Origin of the sequence: Arthrobacter sp. zg-Y1219, from assembly GCF_030125545.1 — a bacterium.
In the GTDB taxonomy this organism is placed as follows: Bacteria; Actinomycetota; Actinomycetes; order Actinomycetales; family Micrococcaceae; genus Arthrobacter_B.
The window spans coordinates 34873-58365 of the sequence record NZ_JASKLY010000001.1; the positions used below are offsets into that span (position 1 = coordinate 34873).

At 66.6% G+C, this 23493-nt stretch carries 23 protein-coding genes; 10 read left to right on the forward strand and 13 right to left on the reverse strand.

Annotated elements, in window-relative coordinates; translation table 11 throughout:
- The first annotated feature begins 166 nt into the window (after nucleotides 1-166).
- Genes QNO00_RS00145 through QNO00_RS00175 form a run of 7 tightly spaced genes read left to right on the forward strand, consistent with a single transcriptional unit; the run spans nucleotide 167 to nucleotide 9186 of the window.
- Nucleotides 167-1822 (forward strand): ABC transporter substrate-binding protein, encoded by a 1656-nt coding sequence (locus tag QNO00_RS00145; protein ID WP_284023194.1) that lies wholly within the window; start codon nucleotides 167-169, stop codon nucleotides 1820-1822.
- Nucleotides 1819-2859: an ABC transporter permease gene (locus QNO00_RS00150; protein ID WP_284023195.1), complete on the forward strand. Its 1041-nt coding sequence runs from the start codon at nucleotides 1819-1821 to the stop codon at nucleotides 2857-2859. Before QNO00_RS00145 ends, QNO00_RS00150 begins: the two co-directional genes overlap by 4 nt.
- Entirely contained in the window at nucleotides 2856-3713 is an 858-nt protein-coding gene (locus tag QNO00_RS00155; protein WP_284023196.1) for an ABC transporter permease, read from the forward strand. Before QNO00_RS00150 ends, QNO00_RS00155 begins: the two co-directional genes overlap by 4 nt.
- Complete coding sequence (locus QNO00_RS00160; RefSeq protein ID WP_284023197.1) at nucleotides 3710-5437, forward strand: dipeptide ABC transporter ATP-binding protein; 1728 nt, start codon at nucleotides 3710-3712, stop codon at nucleotides 5435-5437. The genes QNO00_RS00155 and QNO00_RS00160 overlap by 4 nt, the downstream gene beginning before the upstream one ends.
- On the forward strand, nucleotides 5434-6720 hold the full coding sequence (locus tag QNO00_RS00165; protein WP_284023198.1) for an acyl-CoA dehydrogenase family protein: 1287 nt from the start codon (nucleotides 5434-5436) through the stop codon (nucleotides 6718-6720). Before QNO00_RS00160 ends, QNO00_RS00165 begins: the two co-directional genes overlap by 4 nt.
- Nucleotides 6717-7781, forward strand: a complete 1065-nt coding sequence (locus tag QNO00_RS00170; protein ID WP_284023199.1) for an aldo/keto reductase — start codon at nucleotides 6717-6719, stop codon at nucleotides 7779-7781. Before QNO00_RS00165 ends, QNO00_RS00170 begins: the two co-directional genes overlap by 4 nt.
- Nucleotides 7774-9186, forward strand: coding sequence for an NtaA/DmoA family FMN-dependent monooxygenase (locus QNO00_RS00175; RefSeq protein ID WP_284023200.1), 1413 nt, complete (start codon nucleotides 7774-7776; stop codon nucleotides 9184-9186). Before QNO00_RS00170 ends, QNO00_RS00175 begins: the two co-directional genes overlap by 8 nt.
- 9 nt (nucleotides 9187-9195) lie before the next feature.
- Here the strand turns inward: QNO00_RS00175 and QNO00_RS00180 are convergent, their stop codons facing one another.
- Entirely contained in the window at nucleotides 9196-10536 is a 1341-nt protein-coding gene (locus QNO00_RS00180; protein WP_284023201.1) for an NtaA/DmoA family FMN-dependent monooxygenase, read from the reverse strand.
- Nucleotides 10537-10618: 82 nt separating this feature from the next.
- A complete protein-coding gene (locus tag QNO00_RS00185) occupies nucleotides 10619-11008 on the reverse strand; it encodes a MerR family transcriptional regulator (protein ID WP_229965981.1) in 390 nt (129 codons plus the stop codon).
- 695 nt (nucleotides 11009-11703) lie between these two features.
- Here QNO00_RS00185 and QNO00_RS17275 point away from each other — a divergent pair.
- Together QNO00_RS17275 and QNO00_RS17280 are read left to right on the forward strand one after the other, a co-directional pair.
- A complete protein-coding gene (locus QNO00_RS17275) occupies nucleotides 11704-11886 on the forward strand; it encodes a hypothetical protein (RefSeq protein ID WP_349643452.1) in 183 nt (60 codons plus the stop codon).
- Between the two features lie 38 nt (nucleotides 11887-11924).
- Nucleotides 11925-12116, forward strand: coding sequence for a hypothetical protein (locus tag QNO00_RS17280; protein WP_349643453.1), 192 nt, complete (start codon nucleotides 11925-11927; stop codon nucleotides 12114-12116).
- 749 nt (nucleotides 12117-12865) lie between these two features.
- Here QNO00_RS17280 and QNO00_RS00195 read toward each other — a convergent pair.
- From QNO00_RS00195 to QNO00_RS00225, 7 genes are read right to left on the reverse strand one after another with little or no spacing between them, the layout of a single operon-like run.
- Nucleotides 12866-13987, reverse strand: coding sequence for an acyl-CoA dehydrogenase family protein (locus tag QNO00_RS00195; RefSeq protein WP_229965979.1), 1122 nt, complete (start codon nucleotides 13985-13987; stop codon nucleotides 12866-12868).
- Nucleotides 13968-15185, reverse strand: coding sequence for an acyl-CoA dehydrogenase family protein (locus QNO00_RS00200; RefSeq protein ID WP_229965978.1), 1218 nt, complete (start codon nucleotides 15183-15185; stop codon nucleotides 13968-13970). The genes QNO00_RS00195 and QNO00_RS00200 overlap by 20 nt, the downstream gene beginning before the upstream one ends.
- Nucleotides 15186-15217: 32 nt before the next feature.
- A complete protein-coding gene (locus QNO00_RS00205) occupies nucleotides 15218-16396 on the reverse strand; it encodes a lipid-transfer protein (protein ID WP_284023202.1) in 1179 nt (392 codons plus the stop codon).
- Nucleotides 16393-16797, reverse strand: a complete 405-nt coding sequence (locus tag QNO00_RS00210) for a MaoC/PaaZ C-terminal domain-containing protein (RefSeq protein WP_229965976.1) — start codon at nucleotides 16795-16797, stop codon at nucleotides 16393-16395. The genes QNO00_RS00205 and QNO00_RS00210 overlap by 4 nt, the downstream gene beginning before the upstream one ends.
- On the reverse strand, nucleotides 16794-17240 hold the full coding sequence (locus QNO00_RS00215; RefSeq protein WP_229965975.1) for a Zn-ribbon domain-containing OB-fold protein: 447 nt from the start codon (nucleotides 17238-17240) through the stop codon (nucleotides 16794-16796). The genes QNO00_RS00210 and QNO00_RS00215 overlap by 4 nt, the downstream gene beginning before the upstream one ends.
- Entirely contained in the window at nucleotides 17237-17818 is a 582-nt protein-coding gene (locus tag QNO00_RS00220; RefSeq protein WP_284023203.1) for an FAS1-like dehydratase domain-containing protein, read from the reverse strand. The genes QNO00_RS00215 and QNO00_RS00220 overlap by 4 nt, the downstream gene beginning before the upstream one ends.
- Complete coding sequence (locus QNO00_RS00225; protein ID WP_284023204.1) at nucleotides 17818-19476, reverse strand: AMP-binding protein; 1659 nt, start codon at nucleotides 19474-19476, stop codon at nucleotides 17818-17820. The genes QNO00_RS00220 and QNO00_RS00225 overlap by 1 nt, the downstream gene beginning before the upstream one ends.
- Before the next feature lie 158 nt (nucleotides 19477-19634).
- Between QNO00_RS00225 and QNO00_RS00230 the strand changes: the two genes are divergently transcribed.
- Complete coding sequence (locus tag QNO00_RS00230) at nucleotides 19635-20405, forward strand: IclR family transcriptional regulator (protein WP_284023205.1); 771 nt, start codon at nucleotides 19635-19637, stop codon at nucleotides 20403-20405.
- A gap of 222 nt (nucleotides 20406-20627) precedes the next feature.
- On the opposite strand, the gene bsh is transcribed toward QNO00_RS00230, so the two are convergent.
- The 4 genes from bsh to QNO00_RS17285 all read right to left on the reverse strand — a co-directional run bounded on the left by bsh (nucleotide 20628) and on the right by QNO00_RS17285 (nucleotide 23276).
- Nucleotides 20628-21575: a choloylglycine hydrolase gene (gene bsh / locus QNO00_RS00235; protein WP_284023206.1), complete on the reverse strand. Its 948-nt coding sequence runs from the start codon at nucleotides 21573-21575 to the stop codon at nucleotides 20628-20630.
- Between the two features lie 187 nt (nucleotides 21576-21762).
- Entirely contained in the window at nucleotides 21763-22218 is a 456-nt protein-coding gene (locus QNO00_RS00240; RefSeq protein WP_284023207.1) for an ACT domain-containing protein, read from the reverse strand.
- Between the two features lie 91 nt (nucleotides 22219-22309).
- The gene (locus QNO00_RS00245) at nucleotides 22310-23182 is read right to left on the reverse strand and encodes an aldo/keto reductase (RefSeq protein ID WP_349643454.1); all 873 of its coding nucleotides are present in this window, start codon (nucleotides 23180-23182) and stop codon (nucleotides 22310-22312) included.
- Nucleotides 23142-23276, reverse strand: a complete 135-nt coding sequence (locus QNO00_RS17285) for a hypothetical protein (RefSeq protein WP_349643455.1) — start codon at nucleotides 23274-23276, stop codon at nucleotides 23142-23144. The genes QNO00_RS00245 and QNO00_RS17285 overlap by 41 nt, the downstream gene beginning before the upstream one ends.
- Nucleotides 23277-23493: the final 217 nt, after the last annotated feature.

Below are 23493 nucleotides of genomic sequence, written 5' to 3' on the forward strand. Positions count from 1 at the left end.
CCCACCGGCTAGACCCTTTCCCGCGCCAGGCCTCGGCCTCCCCGCCGGGCATCCTCCTGCCCGGCTGACGTCCTGCTCCCGGCCGGGCATCCTCCTGCCCGGCCGGCGCTTGCCCGCGCCCCCTGTCACTGCATCTGCTCCAGCCCTTCCGAGAGAAAGCAGCACCATGAACCTGTCCAGGAAACTCACCGGGAAGCGTCCGGTGTCCGCTCCCGCCGCGTCTCTGCTGATCCTGTCCCTTATCACCGCCGTCCTCGCTTCCGGCTGCAGCACGCAGCCGGGCAGCGCCTCCGATTCCACTGATCGGCACGGCGGCGAGCTGGTGTACCTGGATGCCGAACTGTCCTCCAACACGCAGCTCCAGAGCAGCGGCACCTGGCAGGACAGCGCCTACATCCAGAACATCACCGATCGGTTGATCTACCGCGACCCCGAAACACTGGAACTGAAGCCGTGGATCGCGGAGGAGTGGACGGTCAGCGACGACGGCCTGACCTACACCTTCCTTATCCGGGAGGGCGCCAGCTTCAGCAACGGCCAGGTGCTGGACGCTTCAGCGGTTCAACGGAACCTGGAGTGGCAGGCCAACGGCGACAGCGCCAAGGGCATCCCCGCGAACAACTGGTTCCCGAAGGTCTCGGCGGTAACGGCCGACGACGCCGCCCGGACCGTAACGGTGCAGCTCACCACCCCGCACGCCCCCTTCCTGAATGTGCTCTCCTTCTGGCGCACCAGCCTGGTCGCCGATGAAACCATCAACGCACCGATCGAGGCGCAGTCACAGCTCACCGGCATCATCGGCAGCGGCCCGTTCACCGTGGAATCCGAAAAGTACGGAGAGGAAATCGTCCTCACCCGCCGGGAAGGATATGCGTGGGCGCCGCCCGGCCTGGAAAACCAGGGCGAGGCCTACCTGGATCGGATCACCATCATTCCGGTCACCGAGGACAGTGTCCGGCTGGGCTCGCTGCGCGCCGGCGAGGCCGACCTGATCCGCTACGTTCAACCCAGTGAAGAGCAGACCCTGACCGCGGCCGGTTTGGAAGTGATCAGCGCCCGGGGGGTTGGCAACGCCAACGTCTGGGACCTGCGGCAGTCCGCGCCGTTCCTGGATGACATCCGGGTGCGGCAGGCACTGCAGCACGGCATCAACCGGGAGCAGATCATCTCCGATCTCTACACGGAGAACTGGAACGCTGCCACCAGCATCCTCACCCCGGGATCCCTCGGGTACAAGGACGAATCGGAGAAGCTGGCCTTTGATCCGGAAAAGTCCGGCCAGCTGCTCGACGACGCCGGGTGGACCGGCAGGGACGCCGACGGGTTCCGTACCCGCGACGGCGAGCAGCTGCACATCCTGACCTACGTGGACGTTTTCGACAGCACGTCCAAGCCCCTTTTCCAGCTGATCCAGTGGCAGCTCAAACAACTGGGCGTAAACCTGGAAATCAAGGAGACGGACTACGCCAACTACTCCACGGTGCTGGCGGACCCCACGGTGGGCGCACGGCGCAACGGATGGCCGGAAGCTGACCCGATCCGGCTCACCGTGAACTACTCCAGCGACCACCTGAATGCCTTCAACCTCCAGCAGCCCGACCCGGTCCTGGACGCCCTGCTCGCCGAGCAGCTGACGGCTGCCGACACCACGGCCCGCACCGAAATCCTCGGCCGGATCCAGGACCACATCGTCGAGTCCGCCTACGCACTGCCCATCCTGGACGACTCCCAGATCTTCGCCCTGCAGCCCACCCTCCACGGACTGACCTTCGGTGCCGAGGCACGCCCGTCCTTCTACGAAACCTGGACGGAAACCAAGTGAGCAACCCGTCCGGCACCGGTGTCACCGCCGTCATCGCCGCGCGCATCGGGCAGTCCCTCCTGGTCATCGCCCTGACCTACGTGTTCGTCTACTTCATTCTGTTTGCCCTGCCCGGCGACCCCATCGGCAGCCGCATCAACAACCCGCTGAACCCCATCCCGGAAGAGCAGGCGGCAGCCATTACCGCTTACTACAACCTGGACCGGAACGCCCTGGAACAGTTCTGGATCTCGGTGACCCGCCTGTTTCAGGGCGACCTGGGATTCTCGCTGGCCACCGGCCGCCCGGTCGCCGACCTGATCAGCCAGGGACTGGGAGAAACCGTGGCGCTGGCCGCCGTCGCCCTGGTTCTGGCCCTGGCCCTGTCCCTGGTGATTGCGGCCGCCGCCGTGCTGGCGCCGTGGAAAACGGTCCGCCGGCTGGCCGGTGCCTTCCCGGTGCTCTCCCTGTCCACCCCCAGCTTCCTGGCCGGCCTGCTGCTGCTGCAGGTTTTCGCGTACCAGCTCGGCTGGTTCTCCTCCATCCGCGACGAGGGCGCCAAATCGCTGCTCCTGCCGGCCGTCACGCTGGCCTTCGGCGTCAGCGCACCGATCACCCAGGTGCTCATCCGCGGCCTGCGCAAGGCCTACAACGAACCGTTCATCACGGTCCTGCGCGCCAAGGGCGTGCCCGAGGGCCGGATCTTCACCGGCCACGTGCTGCGCAACGCCTCGATCCCGGCACTGACCCTGTTCGGGCTGACGGTCGGGGAACTGCTGGCCGGGTCGGTCATCGCCGAGGCCGTCTTCAACCGTTCCGGGCTGGGATTCGTGACCGAACAGGCGGTCCGTGCCCAGGACGGGCCGGTGGTTCAGGCGGTGGTCATGCTGGTGGCCGTTGTCTTCACCACCATCAACCTGCTGACCGACCTCCTGTATCCCGCCATTGATCCGCGGATGGCCCGGCAACGGAACAACCGCCGATCCGCCATCCGACCGGTTACCAACAGTCCGTCCACCCCTCGACCGTCGACTGCACCGGAGGCCCTGGCCCGATGACCACAACAACACTTTCCAAAACTGCCGCGTCCCCGCTCACCGCCAAAGCCCGCACGGCGGCGCCGGCCGACTGGCTGGCTCTGGGCTTCCTGTTCCTGCTGCTGGCCGCTATAGCAGCGCCGGGACTGCTCACCCGGTTCGATCCGCTCGAAGCCTCCCCGGGAAGCACCCTGCTGGCACCCACGGCGGCCCACCCCTTCGGCACCGACTATCTCGGGCGGGACCTGCTGGCCCGGGTCATCCACGGCGCAGGCCAAACCATCGGCGCGTCCCTGGTCGCCGTAGCCATCGGACTGGGTGCCGGCTCGGTGCTGGGGCTGGTGGCGGCGTACTTCGGGTCCTGGGTCGACGCGGTGGTCAGCCGGATCGTGGACGTATTGCTCTCCATTCCCGGGCTGCTGCTCTCCATGATGGTGGTGGTGGCCCTGGGCTTCGGGACCCTCAACGCCGCGATCGCCGTCGGCATTGCCTCCGTGGCCACCTTCACGCGCCTGATGCGCTCCGAAGTGCTGACCGTGCGGAACCTGACCTTCGTGGAGGCCGCACAGCATATCGGTGCCCGGCCCGCGACCGTCCTGTTCCGGCATGTGCTGCCCAACTCCTACACCGCGGTGCTCTCCATGACGGCCCTGCAGTTCGGCTCGGCCATCCTGTGGATCGCCGCGCTCAGCTTCCTGGGCTACGGAACCCCGCCGCCGCATCCGGAATGGGGGCTGCTGGTGTCCGAAGGCCGCGAATACATCGTGTCCTCGCCGTGGCTGACACTCCTGCCCGGCCTCGTCATCGTCCTGACCGTGCTCTCCATCAGCCGCGTCAGCGCCCTGTTCCGCGACACACGGGAGGTATCCGAATGAGCACCGCAGACCAGATCACCGCAAACCCGGTCGCAACCCGAACGGCCACAGCTCCGGCGCTGGAAGTCCGCGGCCTGAGCGTCGCCTACGGGAACGGTCCTCTCGCCGCCGACGTCGTCCACGGCGCGGACCTGCGCCTGGAGCGCGGCCAAACCCTGTCCCTGGTGGGCCAGTCGGGATCCGGGAAAAGCACCCTCGCGCTGGCCGCCAGCGGGTTGCTGCCCGCCAACGGCAGGATTACCGCCGGCAGCGTGCGGGTGGGCGGAGAGGACGTCACCGCTTTCCGCCGGCGGGACTGGCGGCGGCTGCGCGGCACCGGAGTGGGCTACATTCCGCAGGATCCGCTCAGCTCCCTGGACCCGCTGCAGACCATCGGCGCCCAGCTGGGGCAGGCGCTGCGGCTGCACACCGGCACCGCCGCCGGCGGCACTACTGCCGCAGCCATCGCCCTGCTCGGCAAGGTCGGGATCCGGGAGCCGGAACAGCGGATCCGTTCCTATCCGCACGAGCTCTCCGGCGGGCAGCTGCAGCGCGTGCTCATCGCCATCGCGATCGCCGGACGGCCGCAACTGCTGATCGCCGATGAGCCCACCTCCGCCTTGGACGTCACCGTGCAGAAGAGAATCCTGGACCTGCTCGGCGAGCTGCAGGCCGGTTTGGGCCTGGCCATCCTCTTCATCACTCACGATCTGGCGCTGGCCGGGGACCGCAGCGACGCACTGGCCGTGCTCAACCACGGTCGGATCGTGGAGTCCGGTCCCGCGGAACAGATTCTGGCGGCTCCGTCGGATTCCTATACCCAGGCCCTGTTCGCCGACGCCCCTGCGCTCAGCCCGCAGAAGTACCGCACCCGGCTTGCTGCCGCCGCGGCCCGGCAGCGGGACACCGCCGTCGTCGTTTCCGGTTTGGTCAAGCGGTACGGGCACGACGACGGCGTGCCGGCCGCCGTGGACGGCGTCAGTTTCACGGTCCGCACCGGTTCCACGCACGCCCTGGTCGGGGAATCCGGATCGGGCAAGACCACCGTGGCCCGCGTCCTGGCGGGGCTGGAGAGCTTCAGCGGCGGATCCGTGTCGGTGGGCGGACGGCAACTGGAGCCGGAACCAGGGCCGGTGAACCCCGCGGCCCGGCAGCTGCAGCTGGTCTATCAGAACCCGCTGGCGGCGCTGGACCCCAAGTTCAGCATCCGGCAGAGCATCGAAGAACCACTGCGCCTGCATCGCGGAGCGGGCGGCGCCGTCACCGGCGCCGCCCGGGCCGGTCGGGTGGCGCAGGTGCTGGACCGGGTGGGGCTGCCGCTCTCGCTGTTGGAGCGCAGGCCGCGCGAAATCTCCGGCGGCCAGCGCCAGCGCGTCGCCATTGCCCGAGCGCTGATCCTCACCCCGGACATCCTGGTCCTGGATGAGCCCACCTCGGCCCTGGACGTCACCGTGCAGGCCCGCATCATCGACCTGCTGTTCCATCTGCGGGAAGAGGCCGGGCTGACCTACCTGTTCATTTCGCATGACCTTAGCCTGGTGCGGCAGATCGCCGACGAAGTTTCGGTGCTCCGGCGCGGTCAGCTGGTGGACGCCGGAACCGTGGACCACATCTTTGCCAACAGCACCAACAGCTACACGCGCCGCCTCATCAATTCGATTCCCGGGCGGGACACAGCACGTGTTCCCTCCGCCGGACCGATCCCGTCTGCCGACAGTACCCTCGCTGAAAGGACCTCCGCATGACTCTGATCATTCCCAGTGCCGGCGCAGCCGCCGCTTCCTGCCCAAACGTCCCGGCCTTCACCTCGGCCTTCGCAGACATTCGGGCTCGGGCGCGGGCTGAAGCAGTTGCCCGCGAGCGCGACCATTCGCTGCCGTTCGGCACCGTTGAGGAGCTGCAGCGCATCGGCTTCGGGTCCCGCCGCCTGACGGCTGACAGACGGATTCCGCTCACCGAGCTCTTCGGCAACGTGATCGACCTGGCCGCTGCCGACTCGAACATCGCGCACCTCTTCCGCGGCCACATTGCCTTCATTGAAACGCTGTTGTTCAACGGCGACGGCGCCGCCCAGGCACGGTGGGCGGCCCGGCTGAAGGGCGGGGGACTGGTCGGCAACGCACAGTCCGAACAGCGGGAGACCACCGACATCGCCACCGCGCTGACCCGCACCCCTGACGGCGCCCTGCTCAACGGACGCAAGTTCTACACGACCGGCAGCATCTACGCGGATTGGATCCATGTCTCAGCCCTCGACGGCGAGGACTACGTGGGTGCCACCGTCGACGCCCGGGACCCGGGCGTGGCGGTGGTGGACGATTGGGACGGTTTCGGCCAGCAGCTCACCGGCAGCGGCACCACCACATTCACCAACGTTCCGGTGGCACCCGCCGACATTGAGGTCTTCAGCCCCCACGGCCAGCGGTTCCAATACATCACCGGCATCTACCAGCTGTGTCTGCTGGCCACCGTGGCCGGCATCGCGGAAGCGGTCCTGGCCGACACCGTCGACTTTGTCCGGCCGCGCCGGCGGATCTTTGCGCAGGCCGGAGAGCATCTGCCGCGGGAAAGCGAACTGGTGCAGGCCAGCGTTGGCCGCCTGTCCGCCGTCGCCCACACGGCCCGCGCGGCAGTGCTGGCCAACGCGGCGGAGCTTGATGCCGCCCTGGCCGCCCGGTGGCGCGGCGAGGAAGCTGTTGACGCGTTTCTCAGCGCCCAGCTCGGCGTCTTCAAGACCCAGCAGACACTCCTGCCGCTGGTGCTGGGAGCGGTCAGCGAACTGTTCGAGGTCGGGGGAGCCTCGGCGGTAAGCACCCGGCGGGGCCTGGACCGGCACTGGCGCAATGCCCGCACCATCGCCTCCCACAACCCGGCAGCCGAGCGGGCCCGGCAACTGGGCGACTACCACCTCAACGACCGGCTCCCCGCCTGGCGGCGTCTACCCGCTGACCCCGGTGCTGCGGTCCCCGGTCCTGCGGGACCGGTCACGGCTGCAGCCGCCGGCAGCACTGCGGGGAAGACCCGATGACGGCGCGGCGGATCACGCTCGGCGACGGGCTGGTCACCTCCGAACAGGGTCTCGGCGGCATGGTCTTCAGCAGCGTGTACGGGGCGGCGGACAAACGGGAGTCCCTGCTGACCATCAACACTGCCATCGACGCGGGCATCACGTTGCTCGACACCGCGGACATCTACGGAAGCGGCGGCAACGAAGAGCTGTTCGCCGGCATCCTGAAGACCCGCCGCGATGAGGTGCAGATCGCCACGAAATTCGGGATCCTCTCCGATCCCGGGCCCGGCGGGCCGAAGGCGCAGGGCGACCCTGCCTACGTCCGCACCTCGCTGGAAGCGAGCCTGCGGCGGCTGGGAACCGACGCCGTCGACCTCTACTACTACCACCGGGTGGATCCGCGCGTGCCCATCGAGGAAACCACCGGAGCCCTCGCCGAGCTGGTCCGCGAGGGCAAGATCCGGCACATCGGACTGTCCGAGGTCACCGCCGGAGAGCTGGTGCGGGCCGCTGCGGTGCATCCCATCGCGGCGGTGCAAAGCGAATGGTCCGTGTTCAGCCGGGACGTGGAGGACAGGCTGCTTCCGGCCGCCGCCGGACTCGGCGTCGGCTTCGTGGCGTATTCGCCGCTGGGCCGCGGGTTCCTCACCGGCGCCGTGGGCAGTGCCGGCGACCTCCCCGACGGCGATCTGCGGCGGCGCTTTCCCCGCTTCGGTCCGCTCGAACTCTCACGGAACGTGCCGCTGCTGGAGGTCATCAACCGGACGGCGGCCGCTGAAGGCATTACCGCGGCGCAGCTGGTCCTGGCCTGGGTCCACCATTCCGGGCGGCGCCTCGGCCTGGCCGCAGTTCCCATTCCGGGCACCCGCCGGGCCGGAAGGATCCTCGAGAACCTGTCCGCCGCCGCACTGGACCTGTCACCGGCCGCGGTAGCGGCGCTGGACGGCCTGTCCGCCCGGGTGGCCGGGGACCGGGCTGCCGACCCGCTCTACATCTCCCGGGGCCGGGAACTGCTGGAACCGGAACTGAACGCTGCAACCGTCAATGCTGGAACCGTCGAGGAGGCTTCCCGTGCGTGAACCGAAAAAACTGACCGTCAACCTGTTCGAGATGGCCTGCGTCAGCCACATCACGCACGGCCTGTGGGTGCTCGAGGACAACAACCGGCACCGCACGGCGGACATCGATTACTGGACCGAGGTGGCGCAGGTGAGCGAGGAGGCGGGATTCGACGCGATCTTCCTGGCCGACGTCGTCGGCGCCTACGATGTGTTCCGCGGCGGCCCGGCGACGGCGCTGCGCGAGGGGCTGCAGATCCCGAACCTGGATCCGCTGACGCTGATTCCGGCCATGGCCGCCGTCACCCGCCATGTGGGGTTCGGCGCCACCTTTTCCACCAGCTACGAGCCGCCCTTCGCCTTCGCCCGGCGGATGAGCACGCTGGACCATCTCACCCGCGGACGGGTGGGCTGGAACATCGTCACCTCCTATCTGCCCAATGCTGCCCGCAACTTCGGTCTGGCCGAGGAGATTCCGCATGACCGGCGGTACGAGATCGCCGACGAGTACCTGGACGTGCTCTACAAGCTCTGGGAGGGGTCATGGGACGACGGCGCGGTGCTGGCTGACCGCAGTACTCGGGTCTATTCCGATCCGGACCGGGTCCGCTACATCAACCACCGCGGTGAGAACTTTTCAGTGGCCGGACCGCACCTGACCGCGCCGTCGCTGCAGCGCACGCCGGTGCTGTTCCAGGCCACCGGCTCGCCGGCCGGCATTTCCTTCGCCGGCAAGCATGCCGAGGTGGTCTTTACCGGAGGCCGCACGGCCGCTGGGTTCCGGGCCAACGCCGCCGCCATGGACACTGCTGCCGCCGGGCACGGCAGGGGATCCGGGTCGATCCGGTACATCGTGCAGGCCGGAGTGGTGGTGGGCCGGACAGATCGCGAGGTGGCGAAGAAGCTGCAGGCCTACCGGGCCCATTCCAGTGTGGACGGCATCCTGGCCCACGGCGGTTATGCGATCGATCCGGCCGCGTATCCGCCCGAGACCCCGGTCGCCGAGATTCTGCGGCGGGAGGGCAAGCAGGACACTCCGCTGGCCCGCACCCTGGCACCGGGAGCCACCGCCGGTGAGCTGCTGAAGAACGTGAGCAGCTCACGGGAAGGCAGGTACTTTGTGGCCGGCACCCCCGGCGTGGTGGCGGACGAAATTGAACGCTGGCTCGACGGGGACGGCATCGACGGCATCAACCTGCGCCAGTACCACTCCTTCGGCACGGCACGGGACTTCGGTGAGCTGGTGGTGCCTGAACTGCGGCGCCGCGGCCGGCTGCGGGAAGGCTATACGGCGGGGGAGACCCTGCGGGAGCGGATCTTCGGCCCCGGCCGTGCCCGTCTGCCGCAGGAACACTTTGGCGCCCGGTACCGCGGCGGCCGGAATTTGGGCAGCAACGACGTCGACGACATTCTTGCCGTCTCCTAACCGGAAGAGTTACTGGACCCTGCTGTCGAGCCCGTACTGATCCGGCACTCCGAGGTGGTCCCGGAGAGTGCTTCCTTCGTAGTCGGCGGCCATGAGGCCGCGTTCCTGAAGAATCGGTACGACCTCGTCGACGAAGGTGTCGACGCCGTCCTCGTAGACATCGACGGATACCCAGAATCCGTCCACTGCTTCTGCCTCGAACCATTCCTGCATGTGGTCCGCGGTGACGGTTGCATCGCCGACCGGGGTGGGGTGGTAGTCGATGATGCCGTGGGCCAGGATGTCGCGAATGGTCCAGCCTTCGCGGGCGACCTCGAGGGCCCGGAGGGAACGCGGATCGAACGGACTTGCCTGTGCCGCTGCCAGTTGGTGCGGGGTCAGGGGCTGATCCAGCTGGCTGGGTTCCAGGTTCAGTCCGAGCATTGACCCGAGGTAGGGAACCCGTTGCGGGAAGATCCGTTCGCCGAGCATGAGCCGCCGGTCCAGTGCTGCGCGCTTGGTGGCGCCGATGGCCGGCATGAGGCCGGCGAAATACTTGATTTCGTCCGGGTTGCGTCCTGACCGGCGGGCCGCATCGCGGGCTGCCTCACGTTGGGCGCGTGCGTCCTCGATGGTGAAGGCCGCGCCGATGACTCCGCTGGCGTACCGCCCGGCCAGTCCCAGCCCGTACTCGCCCCCACCTGCAGAGAAGATGACGGGTTGTCCCTGCTCGGATGGCGGAATGGGCAGCGGGCCGCGTGAGGAGACGATCCCGCCCCGGAGGTCGACGGGACGGATTTTCGAGGCATCAGCGAAACGTCCGGTTTCCTTGTTCCTGGTCCAGGCGTCTTTCTCCCAGCTTCCCCACAGCGCCTGGGCGATCTGGATCGTCTCGTGTGCACGCTGGTAGCGCTCCGGGCGCGGAGCAATTTCCTGGCCGAAGTTCGCAGCAGCCGAGGGGTCGCTGGTGGTTACGGCATTCCAGCCGGCGCGGCCGTGGCTCATGACGTCGAGTGCCTTGAACTGCCGGGCGATGTTGTAGGGCTCGTTGAAGGTCGTGGATCCGGTGGCAACGAGGCCGATGCGTTCGGTTCCCCGGGCGATGGCCGCCAGGGCCATCATCGGGTCGAGGGTCATCTGCGGGGCGTCGTGGTTCACGTCGCTGGTCAGGGCGGGGGTGTCTGGGAGGAACAGGAAAGCGACTTTCCCTCGTTCAGCAGCCTGCGCGTACCGGACCAGCGCGTCGTAGCTCGTGTAGTTGGACGGATCAACGCCGGGCATCCGCCAGGCGGAGGGCTGGGAACCGTAGCCGTTGTTGAGGTGCATGCCAAGAATCATTGCGCGCTGGCTCATGAGCGTTCTTTTAGTCATGCACTAATGGTGCAACCTTGCCATTAGTGTCAAGGTCAAATCGGGAAGGTGGTGACTGGTCCGTGTGCCAGCGAGGGGGAACCTAGCTCGCGGCGGACTCCTGCGATGCTGCCGCGGCGCGGTCCAGGGCCTCAACGTAGCGGGTGATCGCGTCCCGGTTCTGGATCAGGAAGTCAATCTTCACGCTCATCCGGTCCCGCTCCACCAATAGGAGCTCTTTCAGCTCCGGGTCCGGGTCATCCACGACAATGCTCTGCGGCTTGTCCAGGCACGGCAGAATATCGGCAACAATGCGGGTCGGGATTCCCGAGTCCACCAGCCCGCGGATCTTCTGCACCCTGTCCACGAGGTAGTCGTCGTAAACGCGGTATCCGTTCTGCAGGCGCTGGGGGCTGATCAGGCCCTGTTCCTCGTAATACCGCAGCATCCGGGCAGGTACCCCGGTCTTTCGTGCCAGTTCACCGATGCGCATGGCTTCCGTTCCGTTTCCGACTGAACCTTCACAGGAATGACAAAGTTGAGACTATACCCAGCCGTTCCGTCACCAGAACACGGCCCGTGGCGGACTGGCAAAGCTCTAGCCAAAAGTCTCCCGGCCTTCTGGAAAACCGGCGCAGCCACTGCCCTGTGCCGACCCTGTGACCTCGCAGAGGTCCGTCATAGCAACGAGCGGGAGGATGAGTGCGTACCCCCAGTCAAACGCTCGGAGAACAGAAGATGAATATCCTGATCCTTGTTGCGGCGGACCTCGCCGCAATTTTTATGCTGACTTTCGGCCTGTACCTGCGCAGGCACCGCCAGCCCGCGTCTCCTGAGCCGGCTGACCTTCGCCGACACGCTGCCCGTCATTGAACTCGATGGGCTCAACGGTGCTGCCACGCTCCAGACCAGAGTGGACCGCAAGTACCTCGTGGACGCTTCACTCGCGGACCGCGTCCTGGCCACTCTGCCCGCCGAAGCACGGGTGCTTGAGATGGCGGCGCTCCTTCACCTATGGACTCTGTGCTTCGATACTCCCGGCCTGGACAGCTATCTGCTGGCGGCCGACGACCGGCGCCGGCGGTACAAGGTCCGGGTCCGCACCTATGTGGACAGCGCCGTGAGCTTCTCGAGGTCAAAACCGAAGGGGCCCGCTCGACTACCGTCAAGGAACGCATTCCCTATGCCTTGGCCGACCGCAGCCGGATCACGGCCGAGGGGCTGGCTTACATCACGGAAACTCTGGCCGCCCTCGGGGCCCTGCCGGACGTCGGGGCGCTTCGTCCCGTTCTGGAGTCCGGCTACGCCCGCACCACCTTGTACCTTCCGGGCTCGGGCAGCCGGGCCACCATCGATTCCGACGTCATCTGAGCCTGCCCGGCCACCCCGGCTCGACACTGGACCGGAAAGTGGTGGTGGAAACCAAGTCGGGATCCGCCTCCGGGGCCCTGGACCGGCACCTGTGGACCCACGGCGTACGCCTCTCACGCATTTCCAAGTTCGCCACCGGCCTCGCCGCCCTTTGCCCAGGCCTGCCGTCCAACCGCTGGCACCGGACTCTGATGCGCGACCTCACGCTGCGCCCGGCCTCCGCCGGGTAAAAAGTGCCGACTCTTCCCACCGAATTCACAATTAAGGGCTCTCCAATGTTTTTGACACCACAGCGAACGGCAGGCCCTGCCGTTCGCGCTGGCCGCGCACCGCACTGACTGCTGCCGGGCTGGCGGTCGCTCTGGCCCTCGGCGGCTGTTCAACGGCCGGCACCGGCCGCAGGGACCGGCCAGAACTCAGAGGCAACGGCATTTTTCGATAACGGCACAGTGCATGAGACCAACGTGCAGTTCAGCGACGAGGAATACCAGGCGATGCTGGCCGGGTATTCGTAGTCGGGCGACAAGGACTGGATCTCCGCAACCGTCACCATCGACGGCAGCACGCTGGAAAATGTTGGACTGAGACTCAAGGGCAATTCCAGCCTGCAGGCCCTGTCCGGCAAGGGCGGCGGACCGCAGGGTGCGGGAGCGGCCGCAGCCAAAGAGGCGACCGCATCAGCCCATACAACTGCACCCGCCGACGCGACCGCTGCCGGTTCCAGCGGCGATGGCGGAGGGACGGCCGAATCTCCCGAGACCCTTCCCTGGCTGATCCGAACCGACCTGGTGATCCGCGGGGACAACGCCGAGGATTACAAGGACGTCTTCGAACAAAAGACCGGCGCTGAGAAGCGGCGGACATTGCCAAGTTCCTGACAGCCGAAGCTTCTTAGCATCCCCAAATGCCCAATGGCCCCGGAAGATCCGGGGCCATTGAGCATTGCTGGTGCGCCGCCACCAGCTGCGACGAGCAGAGGTCAGGCAGGAGTTCCGATCATGGGCAGGGTTTCGATCATCGATCCAAGTTCGGCCATCAGCGCCGGTGCGCTGCCCAGGGAATAGGCGTTCTGCCGGCCCCACAGGAAGTACCGGTGGATCGAATAGTCGATGTCGGCGCCCATGCCGCCGTGCAGGTGCTGCGTGGCGTGCACAACGCGCAGGCCGCCCTGTGCCGCCCACCAGGAAGCGACGAGCGACGCCGACTCCGCGTCAGCATGTTCCTGATCAACGAGCCAGGCCGCACGGCGGGTGGTGAGCTTGATCCGCTCGGCGTCCAAGTGCGCATCCGCGGCTCGGGCCGAGACAGCCTGATTGGTCGAGAGCGGACGATCGAACTGAATCCGCTCCGAGGTGTAGGCAGCAGTAATTCTGATCGCTTCCTCACAGACACCCGCCTGGACGGCCGCCAACGCGATCCGTCCGAGCAGCCGGGCCTGCCGGACCGGAGCGCCCTCGCCGGTGAGCAGCTCAGCGGCGTCAACGTGAACGTTGGTAAGCGTGACCGTGGCTGCGGCCCCCTGGTTCGTCATCGCGATGCTCTCGCGGTGAACTCCGTCGCGGTCCACCGGCAGAAGAGCAGCGACCACGCCGGTCTCCGTCATCACCGGCACAAGCAGGGCAGCGGCGGCCGTGGCCCCCGGCACCGCGGCGAGCACGCCGTTCAGCCGCCAGCCCGCACCGTCGCGTTCGCCGCGAACCGCGTTGTCCCCGTCCACGCCGGCGTCGATTGCTCCGACGATCAGCTCCGAGCCGTCAAGGAAACCGGGCAGCCAGCGCTGCCGCTGCTCCTCGGTTCCCCAGTTCGCGAGCGGCAGGGCGGCCATGGCGACGGCGGAGGCCAGCGGCACCGGTGCCACCCGGCGTCCCTGCTGCTCAAGCACTGCAGTCAGGCCCAGCATGCCCAGCCCGGAGCCGCCGAACTCCTCGGGAAGCGCGAGTCCCAGGATGCCGCTCTCGGCCAGGGCGCTCCAGAGCGTCTCATCATGGCCGCCGAGCTCACGCTCGACGTCGCGCACGCGCTGGAGCGTGGCCAGTGAGGCGAATATTTCGTCCGCGAGCTGCGCTGCTTCGCGCAGGTCTTCATCGAGTTCGAACTGCATTGGAGTCTTCTTTCTTCTCTTGGCGGCGTGCCGCCAGTGTCATTCCGAGCGCCTTGGCCGCGACGATGTCCCGCAGGACCTCGTTGCTGCCTCCGCCGAAGGTATTGTTCTGTGCCCGCCGTGCCAGCGTCTCGACGCGGCCGGAAATGGCGGCGCCCGGAGAGCCGGCGCGCAGCAGGCCTGCCACGCCGAGTACTTCCTGCAGCTTGCCGTAGACCTCCACGACGGTTTCGGTACCGATCACCTTCGCGGCTGCGGCGTCGCCGCCGGTGAGGGTGCCCGCCGCGACGTCGGCAACCAGGCGCAGGTTGACCAGATCAGCTGCGGAGAGCAGCGCGTACACCTCGGCGAGCGTGGAGCGTACCCACGGCAGGTCGATGACGTGGCCGGAGCCCAGCGGCTCGGTGCGGGCCCACTCCACCACCAGTCCCAGCATCTCGTTCGCAATGCCGCCGCGGGCCGCCAGTGCGACCCGCTCATGGTTGAGCTGGTTGGTGATCATGCGCCAGCCGCCGTTGAGCTCGCCAACGACGTTGCTGAGCGGAATCCGCACGTCCTGGTAGTACGTGGCGGCGGTGCTGATGCCGCCGACGGTGTGGATCTCGGTGGCGGAGAAACCCGGCGCCGAGGTGGGCACCATGACCACCGAGATGCCCTTGTGGCGCGGCGCGTCCGGGTCGGTGCGCACGGCCAGCCAGATCCAGTCGGCGAAGATTCCGGCACTGGTGAACAGCTTGTTCCCGTTGATGACCAGCTCGTCGCCCTCGATCCGCGCCGTCGTGCGCAGGGACGCGAGGTCGGTGCCGGCGCCGGGTTCGGAGTAGCCGATCGCGAAGGTCAGCTCGCCGGCGAGGATCGGCGGCAGGAAGAACTCTTTCTGCTCGGCCGTGCCGTATTTCATCAGCGCGGGGGCGACGGTGTTGAGACTGACCAGGGACAGCGGCGCGTTGGCGCGGATCACCTCGTCGTAGAACACGAACTGGGCTTCCGGGTCCACGCCCCGCCCGCCGAATTCCTCCGGCCAGCCGAGGCCCAGCCAGCCGTCGGCGCCCATTTGTTTGAGGATCCGGGTGAAGGTGGGGCCGCCTTCCGTCTGGTGCACGAGGTCGCGGGCATCCTCGGCGCTGATGATGTCGGCGAAGTAGGCGCGCAGGTCGGTGCGCAGCTGCTTCGCCGCCGGTGAGAGATCGGGGTTCATTTTTCGCTCCTGGGGCTCAGTAGTCATTGGGCTCAGCGGTCGCTGGCGAGTACGAGTGCGCTGTGCGGCACCGGCGAGCCGCCGGTGACCAGCACATTGGCGAGGGTCTTGGCCGGCTGGTTGGTCGAGGTGCCGCGGATCAGGCGGACGCCTTCGGCGATGCCGTTGACGCCGTGCATGTAACCTTCACCGAGCTGCCCGCCGTGGGTGTTGATCGGCAGGCTGCCGGTAAGTTCCAGTGCGCCGTCGGCGATCATGTCCTTGGCTTCACCGCGTTTGCAGAACCCGTACTCCTCGAGCTGGAGCAGGACCATGGGGGTGAAGGCGTCATACAGGATGGCGGCGTCGATGCCCTCGGGCCCGTGTCCTGCCTGCTGCCACAGTTGCCGTGCCACGAGCTCCACTTCCGGCATCTCGTCGATATTGTCCCGGTAGTAGCTGGACATGGAAATCTGCTGCGGTCCCACACCCTGTGCCGCGGCAGTGATGATCGCCGGCGGATGCGGCAGGTCGCGGGCGCGTTCGGCGCTCACGATCACCAGCGCCTGTCCGCCGTCGGTCTCCTGGCAGCAGTCCAGCAGGCGCAGGGGGTCGGCGATGAACCGGGAGGCCTGATGGTCCTCGATCGTAATGGGGCGGTTGTGGAACCACGCCTTCGGGTTGTTGGCCGCATGCTTGCGCGAGAGGACGGAAATCTGCCCGAAGTCGGCACTGGTGGCGCCGAACTCATGCATGTAGCGCCGGGCCAGGAAAGCTTCCTGGGCCGCGGGCGTCAGCAGCCCGTACGGATTGATCCAGTTCCGGTACTCCTGGTCGGTGGTTTGGGCGTAGGCAAACTGCGGCGGACCGGAGCCGAAACGGTGGCCGGAACGCTCGTTGAAGGCCCGGTAGACGACGACGACGTCAGCGACACCGCTGGCCACCGCCATCGCTGCCTGCTGCACCGGAGCGCAGGCTCCGCCGCCGCCATGCGGAATGCGGCTGAAGAACTTCAGCTCCGGGATGCCGAGCGCCCTGGCAACGGCAATCTCCGGATTGTTTTCCATGGAGAACAGGGAGAACCCGTCGACTTCCTCCACTCCGATTTGGGCATCGGCCAGTGCGGCCAGCACTGCTTCGCAAGCGAGCCGCCATTCACTGCGCCCGGAGTCCTTGGAAAACTCGGTGGCGCCGATGCCCGCAATCGCCGCCCGGCCCGAAAAGCCGCTCATGCTGCAGCCTCCGCCGGCAGGCTCACGCTCACCGTGGCCGTGAGGTGCGCGCCGCGGGCATGCGACCCGACGACCTTCACCGTGGCCTGCGTTGCATCGTGCCCCACGATTTCTCCGGTCAGGTGCAGCACGTCACCCGGATAGAGGGGAACCCCGAGGCGCAGCTTGACCGAACGCAGCCGCGCGGCGGGCCCGGCCCAATCCGTGACATAACGGCCCAGCACGCCGTTGCTCGAATTGATGCTGATGAAGATGTCCGGGGAGCCGCCGCGCCGGGCAGCATCCGGATCGTGGTGCACGTCCTCGAAGTCCTGCGAGGCAATGGCGCCGGCCACGATGAAGCTGCGGTCGATCGGGATGTCGAGCTCGGGAAGTTGATCTCCGAGTTTAAGCTTGCTCATGACGCTCCTTGCTGCTGTGTAGCGTTCGTTGTTTCGCGCCGCAGCCGGAGCCGCGGCAGTTTCTCGCCGTGGGCGTGCTCGGCAAAGTACACCTCGACGGCGCAGCCGATGGCGAGGTCGTCATGGTCGGTCGGCTCGAAATCGGCCACCAGCCGGGTTCCGGTGTCCAGATCCACGAGACCGACCAGCAGCGGGTAGGTGAAGGCCGGATCCTGGGGATGGTGCACAACGGTCCAGCTGTGCAGGGTGCCCTGCCGGTTCGATTCCACCGAGTCCCACTCGAAGGAGCGGCACTGCGGGCAGGTGGGTGCCGGCGGATGGCGCAGCGTGCTGCAGTCGGTGCAGCGTTGCACGACCAGGCGCCCTTCGGCCGCGGCGTCAAACCAGAACACGTTGTCGTGCGTCCGCACGAGCGGCGGAACTGCTGTTCCCGGGGCTGTCATGCTGTCTCCTTGGGCCGGAACCGCAGCAGCGTGAACTGTTCGGTTGTGATGGTTGCCTGCTCGGCGTCTTCGTAGCGCTTTCCGAGAGTGATGAAGTATCCCTCACCGAGCCCTGTCTTCTTTGGGCCGACAATGGAGTCAATGGTGTAGTGGCAGGTCACGTGCATTCCCACGGTCAGTTCGCGCTCGTAATGCTGCTCCAGCTCGGTGGCGACCACCGAGGTGTACCCCGCCTTGTCGAGCAGAAACAACAACTCGGAGTACGGGGTCTCTTCGACCACGCCGTCCCTGCGGGCACGCTGCACTTCACGCCATCGGCGGTATCCCGACATGATCCAAGTGGAGACCATGGCCGGGGGAGCGATCACCCCGCTGCGGCCGGTTTCCTGTGCCGCGGCGTCGTCAACGTAGACCGGATTCCGATCGTCGAGGGCCTCGGCCCAGTTGCGGATCATTGCTTCTGAGACTGCGTACCTGGCCACCCGGGGTGGTTCGGCGACCGTGCCGACGAACCGCTGGAGGTCTTCGGCGCTGAGGGCGTGTGCTGCGCCGCGCTGGCTCTCTTCCAGAGTGGGCATCAGGCACCTGCCCCGACGAGAGCCTGCGATGCTGCCGGCAGGGAATTGATGCGGCCGGCGGCGATGAATTCGGCGCGAATCGTTTCGCGCAGCTCCTGGTCCAGCGGGACAAACGGGCTGGTGCGGCTGGCAGCCCACCACACGTCGTCGGCCTCCCACGCGGTCTTGCGCAGCGGCGCCTTGTCGATCTTCACGTTCGCCGTGGTGGGTGCCTTGTCGACGATCCGCACGAACGTCGGACGCCACTTGGTGCCCAGGTCCGGCTGCGCGTCCAGGAAGGCCGCGAAGTCGAGCGGATCAAACTCGGCACCCGGGTGCAGCACCAGGGTGACCATGAGCTGGTCTCCGGTGCGCGGATCGGGCACGGCGTAGGCGTGCGCGCCGGAGACTGACGGGTGGCGCGAGATGATGCGCTCGATGGGTGCGGTGCCGAAGTTTTCTCCGTCCACCCGCAGCCAGTCGGCGGTCCGGCCGCCAAAGTAGAAGTAGCCGTCCTCATCGCGGTAGGCCAGGTCGCCGGTCCAGAAGTCTTCGCCGCCGAACCGCAGCCGCTCCGCCATCGCTTCCGGGTTCTTGTAATAACCCTCGAACCGGGGCCCGGCACCGACCACGACGATCTCGCCGGTGGCCTCTTCGGCGTTAAGCAGCCGGCCGCTCTCATCAAACCGGGCCCGGGGGAGCTCGACGTTGTCGTCGGAGCGGACTTCCACAATCATTCCCGGAGCGGGAAGTCCCAGCGACCCGGCGGGGGTGCCCGGCACGGGCACGATGCGCACGATGCCCTCGCTGGAGCCGAAACCCTCGCGAACCTCGCAGCCGAAACGCTCGCGGAAGGCCGCGGCCTCGGCGGGGGAAGCCTCGGAACCGAAAACTGCTTCCAGGGAGTTGTCGGCGTCGGCCGGATCCTCCGGTTGGGCCAGCACGTAACTCAGCACGCGACCGACGTAGTTGACGAAGGTGACCTTGTGCTCCCGGAGGTCGCTGGAGAACCGGGTGGCCGAGAATTTCCGCACCATGACCACTGTTGCGCCCACCTCGGCGGCAGTCGCCAGGTTCATCATGATGGAGTGGCCGTGGAACAACGGCAGATGAAGGAAGCTGACCGAATCGCGGTGCAGCGAGATGCGATCCTTCAAGTTCGGGGTCAGGGCACCGAGGCGGCCCTGGGTGCAGATCACGGCTTTGGGGGCGCCGGTGGAACCGGAGCTGAACAGCAGCAGATAGATCGCTGCCGGGTCCGGAATCTCCGCCGGCAGCGGCGAGCCGGCGTGGGCGGAGATCAGCTCGGCATAGGCAGCGGACTCCACATCGAAGATGCGGTCGGCGGGCACCGGAAGTTCGGGGCGGTCGTCTGCGGCCAGGTAGAGCGGCTCGCTGATCAGCAGATCGCAGTCAGCATGGGCCATGTCGTGCGTGAGCTCGACCCCGCGGCGGGTGGGATTAATGCCGACGACGACGTCGCCGCTCAGCCCTGCGGCCAGCAGCCAGAAGACGAAATCGGGAGTGTTCTGCAGGAGGATCCCGACATGGACCTGGCTGCGTCCGGCTCCGGGCTCGATCGTGTCCAGGATGGCCGCCCTGGCTGCAGCCTCGGCGACGACCTCGGCCCAACTCCAGCTCCGCCCCTCGAAGCGAAGACCCTCATGCTCATCATGCACGCGCCCTCGAACTACTTCAGCGTACGTTCGCACCGCATCTTCTCCTTGTTGTCACAACGTTTCGCCTTACGCTAGGTGATCTTCCGCCGTGCTCCCGCCGTCGTCCCACTGGGTGGAATCGGCAAGGCGCCGGTCGGAACGCCGGGCAGGCTGTAGTCATGTTTGACGGACAGCAAGAGGACGCGGGACCACGCAGCGGCGTACTCGAGCGCGTCACCCTGATCATGGACTGCCTGGGCGAGGCGCCAGGCCACCTCATGCTCGAGGACGTCGCAGGAATTACCGGGCTTCCGCGCTCGACGACGTTCCGGCTACTCCGCCAGCTGGCAGACCTGGGCTGGGTGGGGCACGAGGCGGAGGGCTATGTGCTGGGCCCGCGCTTGGCGTACCGCGGCGTTTTGGCGGATTTTGACGGACTGCGGGCCGCCGCGTCTCCGGTGCTGAGCGAGCTGGCCGGCAAGACCGGCTGTGTTGCCCACCTCGGGATCATGCACGGGAGCTTCGTGGACTATGTGGACAGGATCGGCGCCGGAGCCGAATCCAGCGTGCCAACACGGATCGGCACCAGGATCTTCGCCCCGGAATCCACCTCCGGAATGGCAATGCTCTCCTGGCTGGCCCCCGAGGAGGTTGACGCCGTCATTGATCACGCCGGGGCCAATCGTTCCGGCGGGCGTGATGTTCTGCACCGGGACCTGGGAATTGTTCGACGGCGCGGAGGCGTCGCTTACCGCGACGCCAGCGGCGGTGCCAGCGGCGTCAGCTCCGTGGGTGCTGCCATCCTTGGTCCGGAGGGGCCGGTTGGTGCGGTCTCGGTTGCGCGCCGGGGGAGCATTCCGCTGCAGAGCGTCGGGCCGCTGGTCCGGCGTGCCGCCGATGCCATAACTGCAGCGCTTCACGACAGCACCGCTGGCAGCGAGCGGTTATGACCGCAGGGCCCGGCGGCCGCCCTGAGTGGGTGCTGGCGCTCACGGCCTGCTCGCCGGAACGAAGAACCCCCGTGCACTGAGCGTGGCGCGCCCGTTGTGGCTGATGGCTCCCTCGGCGACGACTGTTCGTGCCTTCAGCTCGACGATCTTTCCGGACACCTCAACGACTTCGCCGATCGGGGTGGGATGCTGGAACGTCAGGGTGACCTCGCCTCCGGAGAGCTAGACGACCACGAGGTCCGTTCCATCCGCCGCATGGTCGGCCATCGCTACGCTGCGGATTGCCGGATCTTCATAGGTGTTCCAGTAGTAGGTCGTGGTCCGGGATGAGAAAAGCCCGGTGTAGGTGGTTATTTCAAACTCGCCCGACCCCATGGCCGCGCTTCCGTCCACCATCGAGACCGACTGCAGGGTGTGGAACGCACGGCTGACATTCTCCTCTTCGCTCGTCTTGGGCGGGTAGTTCGCGTGGACGTAGGCCGCGCGCACAAACCGCGACGGCGAGTAGTAGTCGCCGGGGATCCCCCGCATCAGCGACCCCGAGCCGAACGGGGCCAGGTGCGCCTGGTTGAGCACGACCTCCTCCGGGAAATCGGGCGAGGCATTGAGGTAGTTGCGCAGGTTCTCGTGGTGCCAGCCGAAGCCGGGCTGGTTTGCCAGGACATCGACGTCGTCGTGGAAGACATGCATGCCGTCGTGCGTGTACTCCACAACGATGGCGCGCGTCGAGTCGCCGATCAACCAGTGCAGCAGCGAGCTCGGGTACTTCGCGTTGATCGGCCGATCCACAATGACAACCTTGTCCAGGGCTGCCTCTACCTCGTCAACACTGGAGAACTGGGAGGCCACCCAGAGCGGAAACTCAAACGCGGCAACATTCGTCGCGCCTTCAACCGGTGCCGACGCGTACTCCGCGTACCCCGGAAAGTTAAGGCCGCCGACCGCCAGGCCGGCGTCATTGCCACAGTCGAAGTAGAGCGGCGTGTCTTCCTCCACGATGCCCATGCCAATGACGGCATGTTGGATCTTCGGCACCGCGCCGAAGGGCGACTTGGTGGCGTACCCGGTGGGCGTCACCACCACCTTCTCCCCGAAATCGGATGTCCAGTCGAGGTTGCGGGCGAAATAGAGGTTGCCGCTGCCGTCCGAGAACCTGATGCCTGTGCACATATTGATGCTCCCTTTGATGGTGACGCTCCGAGAAGCTGCGATGTTTGGGGGACCTGCCGGACGCCTTCAAGAAGTAACGGAGGTGGCCGCCCGGCCCGCAGCCTCCCTGCCGGTTCGTTTCAAGGCTAGGCCAGAGCCCGAGCCGGCGGCAGTGTGCTCTCCCCAAACGACGACGCCGCACACGTATTCAGGTTGTCGGCTTTCCGCGTGAGGGGTCGACGTCGACCTGCGCTTCCGGGTGTCGGATCAGATAACCCTTGTCTCGCAGGGCTTGCAGAGACTGATCCAGAAATTCACCGCGCAGGAGTAGGAGGTCACTGTCGAAAGTCGATAAAACGAAGACTGGTAAGCCCTGCTGGGCGACCGCCGTTGTGAGGCCGGCAACAATCCCGGCCAAGTTGAACGGAATCGGCCCGTCAACGTAAAGGCAGCGCCACCCTGAATCAACATCGTCCGCCATAAGACAGGCACTTTCTTCCGCCACCACGGAAAGCTCTTTCCAGGTGCGGGTGATCGACCACAGACCAGGCAGCTGGCCAACATCCTCCAACGCGGTAAGGGGATCGAAACGGTAAATGCTCAAATGGTCCGGAAGAAGAGTGAGACTCACTGCCGGTGCCGCACCGATTGGATTCTTGGTCATGGTTACACCGATTCGGTGTCGCGGAAGACGCTCGCGACGGCGCCACTCTAATCGCTCGGCCACTATGGCAGAAGATCGACAACCGTCACAACTATTGCCAGGTCGGGCTCATGCCCTCGGGATAGCGAGCTCCGAAGCCGCCGGTCGGCAGGATCTCGCTGATGCGGGCTAGATCGGCTTCGGTGAGGCTGAGGTCGACGGCGCCAACGTTTTCCTCGACGCGCTTGGCGCTGCGGGTGCCGGGGATCGGGACGATATGCTCTCCCTGCGCGAGCAGCCAGGCGAGGGCGAGCTGCGCCACGGTGGCGTCCTTGGCTGCGGCGAGATCAGTCAGCCTACGGGTGGTGTCGACGTTCTTCTCGAAGTTGCCGGGCTGCCAGCGGGCGTCCCAGCTGCGCATGTCGGTCTCGTCATACTCGGCGGCGGGCTTCGCGGTGTCGGTGAGGAACCCGCGCCCGAGAGGCGAGTAGGGCACGAAGCCGATGCCAAGCTCGTTCAGGACGGGGAACAGCACCTCCACGTCGCGTTCGAAGGGGGAGTACTCGGTCTGAAGGACCGAGACAGGGTGAACGGCATGCGCGCGGCGCATGGTCTCCGGGCCGGCTTCGCTGAGACCGAAGTACTTCACCTTGCCGGCATCGATAAACTCCTTCACGGTTCCGGCGACGTCCTCGATGGGGACGTTGGGGTCCACCCTGTGCTGGTAGAGCACATCGATGTGGTCAACTCCGAGACGGCGCAAACTGTTCTCGACGACGTCGCGGATGTGTTCCGGGCGGCTATCGAAACCGCCGTCGCGCGTGAAGCCGAACTTCGTGGCGATGACGACCTCGTCGCGGAAGCTCTTCACGGCCCGGCCAACGATTTCCTCATTCGCACCCCAGCCGTACAGCTCGGCTGTGTCGAAGAACGTCACGCCCAACTCATGCGCTTTCCGGATTGCAGCAATTGCCTTCCTGCTCATCACCGGGACCGTAGGCAAGCGAGATTCCCATCGAGCCGTAGCCGATGGCGGAAGTGGTCAGGCCCTGCGTGCCCAATGTTCGTGTCTGCATCATGTCTCCTTGGTATGGATCGAGCGGCAGTATGGATCTAGCGGCGTCCAAGACGCCCACCGAACGTGCGTGCAGTCTATGTCTGTTCGACGCGCAAGGTTTCGATGAGACCACCGTCTACCAAACTCGGCAACGGTGCGATGACATCTCGGGAACTCCGTCATGAAGCCTTCAAGCTCCTGAAACCCACAGCACTGGTCAACTCGACGATCTGAAGGCC

What these genes read in the sequence shown, in the direction of transcription:
- QNO00_RS00145 (WP_284023194.1), top strand. Translation starts at nt 167, where the DNA reads ATGAACCTGTCCAGGAAACTCACCGGGAAGCGTCCGGTGTCCGCTCCC.
- QNO00_RS00155 (WP_284023196.1), top strand. Translation starts at nt 2,856, where the DNA reads ATGACCACAACAACACTTTCCAAAACTGCCGCGTCCCCGCTCACCGCC.
- QNO00_RS00160 (WP_284023197.1), top strand. Translation starts at nt 3,710, where the DNA reads ATGAGCACCGCAGACCAGATCACCGCAAACCCGGTCGCAACCCGAACG.
- QNO00_RS00165 (WP_284023198.1), top strand. Translation starts at nt 5,434, where the DNA reads ATGACTCTGATCATTCCCAGTGCCGGCGCAGCCGCCGCTTCCTGCCCA.
- QNO00_RS00170 (WP_284023199.1), top strand. Translation starts at nt 6,717, where the DNA reads ATGACGGCGCGGCGGATCACGCTCGGCGACGGGCTGGTCACCTCCGAA.
- QNO00_RS00180 (WP_284023201.1), bottom strand. Translation starts at nt 10,536, where the DNA reads ATGACTAAAAGAACGCTCATGAGCCAGCGCGCAATGATTCTTGGCATG.
- QNO00_RS00185 (WP_229965981.1), bottom strand. Translation starts at nt 11,008, where the DNA reads ATGCGCATCGGTGAACTGGCACGAAAGACCGGGGTACCTGCCCGGATG.
- QNO00_RS00195 (WP_229965979.1), bottom strand. Translation starts at nt 13,987, where the DNA reads ATGCAGTTCGAACTCGATGAAGACCTGCGCGAAGCAGCGCAGCTCGCG.
- QNO00_RS00200 (WP_229965978.1), bottom strand. Translation starts at nt 15,185, where the DNA reads ATGAACCCCGATCTCTCACCGGCGGCGAAGCAGCTGCGCACCGACCTG.
- QNO00_RS00205 (WP_284023202.1), bottom strand. Translation starts at nt 16,396, where the DNA reads ATGAGCGGCTTTTCGGGCCGGGCGGCGATTGCGGGCATCGGCGCCACC.
- QNO00_RS00210 (WP_229965976.1), bottom strand. Translation starts at nt 16,797, where the DNA reads ATGAGCAAGCTTAAACTCGGAGATCAACTTCCCGAGCTCGACATCCCG.
- QNO00_RS00215 (WP_229965975.1), bottom strand. Translation starts at nt 17,240, where the DNA reads ATGACAGCCCCGGGAACAGCAGTTCCGCCGCTCGTGCGGACGCACGAC.
- QNO00_RS00220 (WP_284023203.1), bottom strand. Translation starts at nt 17,818, where the DNA reads ATGCCCACTCTGGAAGAGAGCCAGCGCGGCGCAGCACACGCCCTCAGC.
- QNO00_RS00230 (WP_284023205.1), top strand. Translation starts at nt 19,635, where the DNA reads ATGTTTGACGGACAGCAAGAGGACGCGGGACCACGCAGCGGCGTACTC.
- bsh (WP_284023206.1), bottom strand. Translation starts at nt 21,575, where the DNA reads ATGTGCACAGGCATCAGGTTCTCGGACGGCAGCGGCAACCTCTATTTC.
- QNO00_RS00240 (WP_284023207.1), bottom strand. Translation starts at nt 22,218, where the DNA reads ATGACCAAGAATCCAATCGGTGCGGCACCGGCAGTGAGTCTCACTCTT.
- QNO00_RS00245 (WP_349643454.1), bottom strand. Translation starts at nt 23,182, where the DNA reads ATGAGCAGGAAGGCAATTGCTGCAATCCGGAAAGCGCATGAGTTGGGC.
- QNO00_RS17285 (WP_349643455.1), bottom strand. Translation starts at nt 23,276, where the DNA reads ATGATGCAGACACGAACATTGGGCACGCAGGGCCTGACCACTTCCGCC.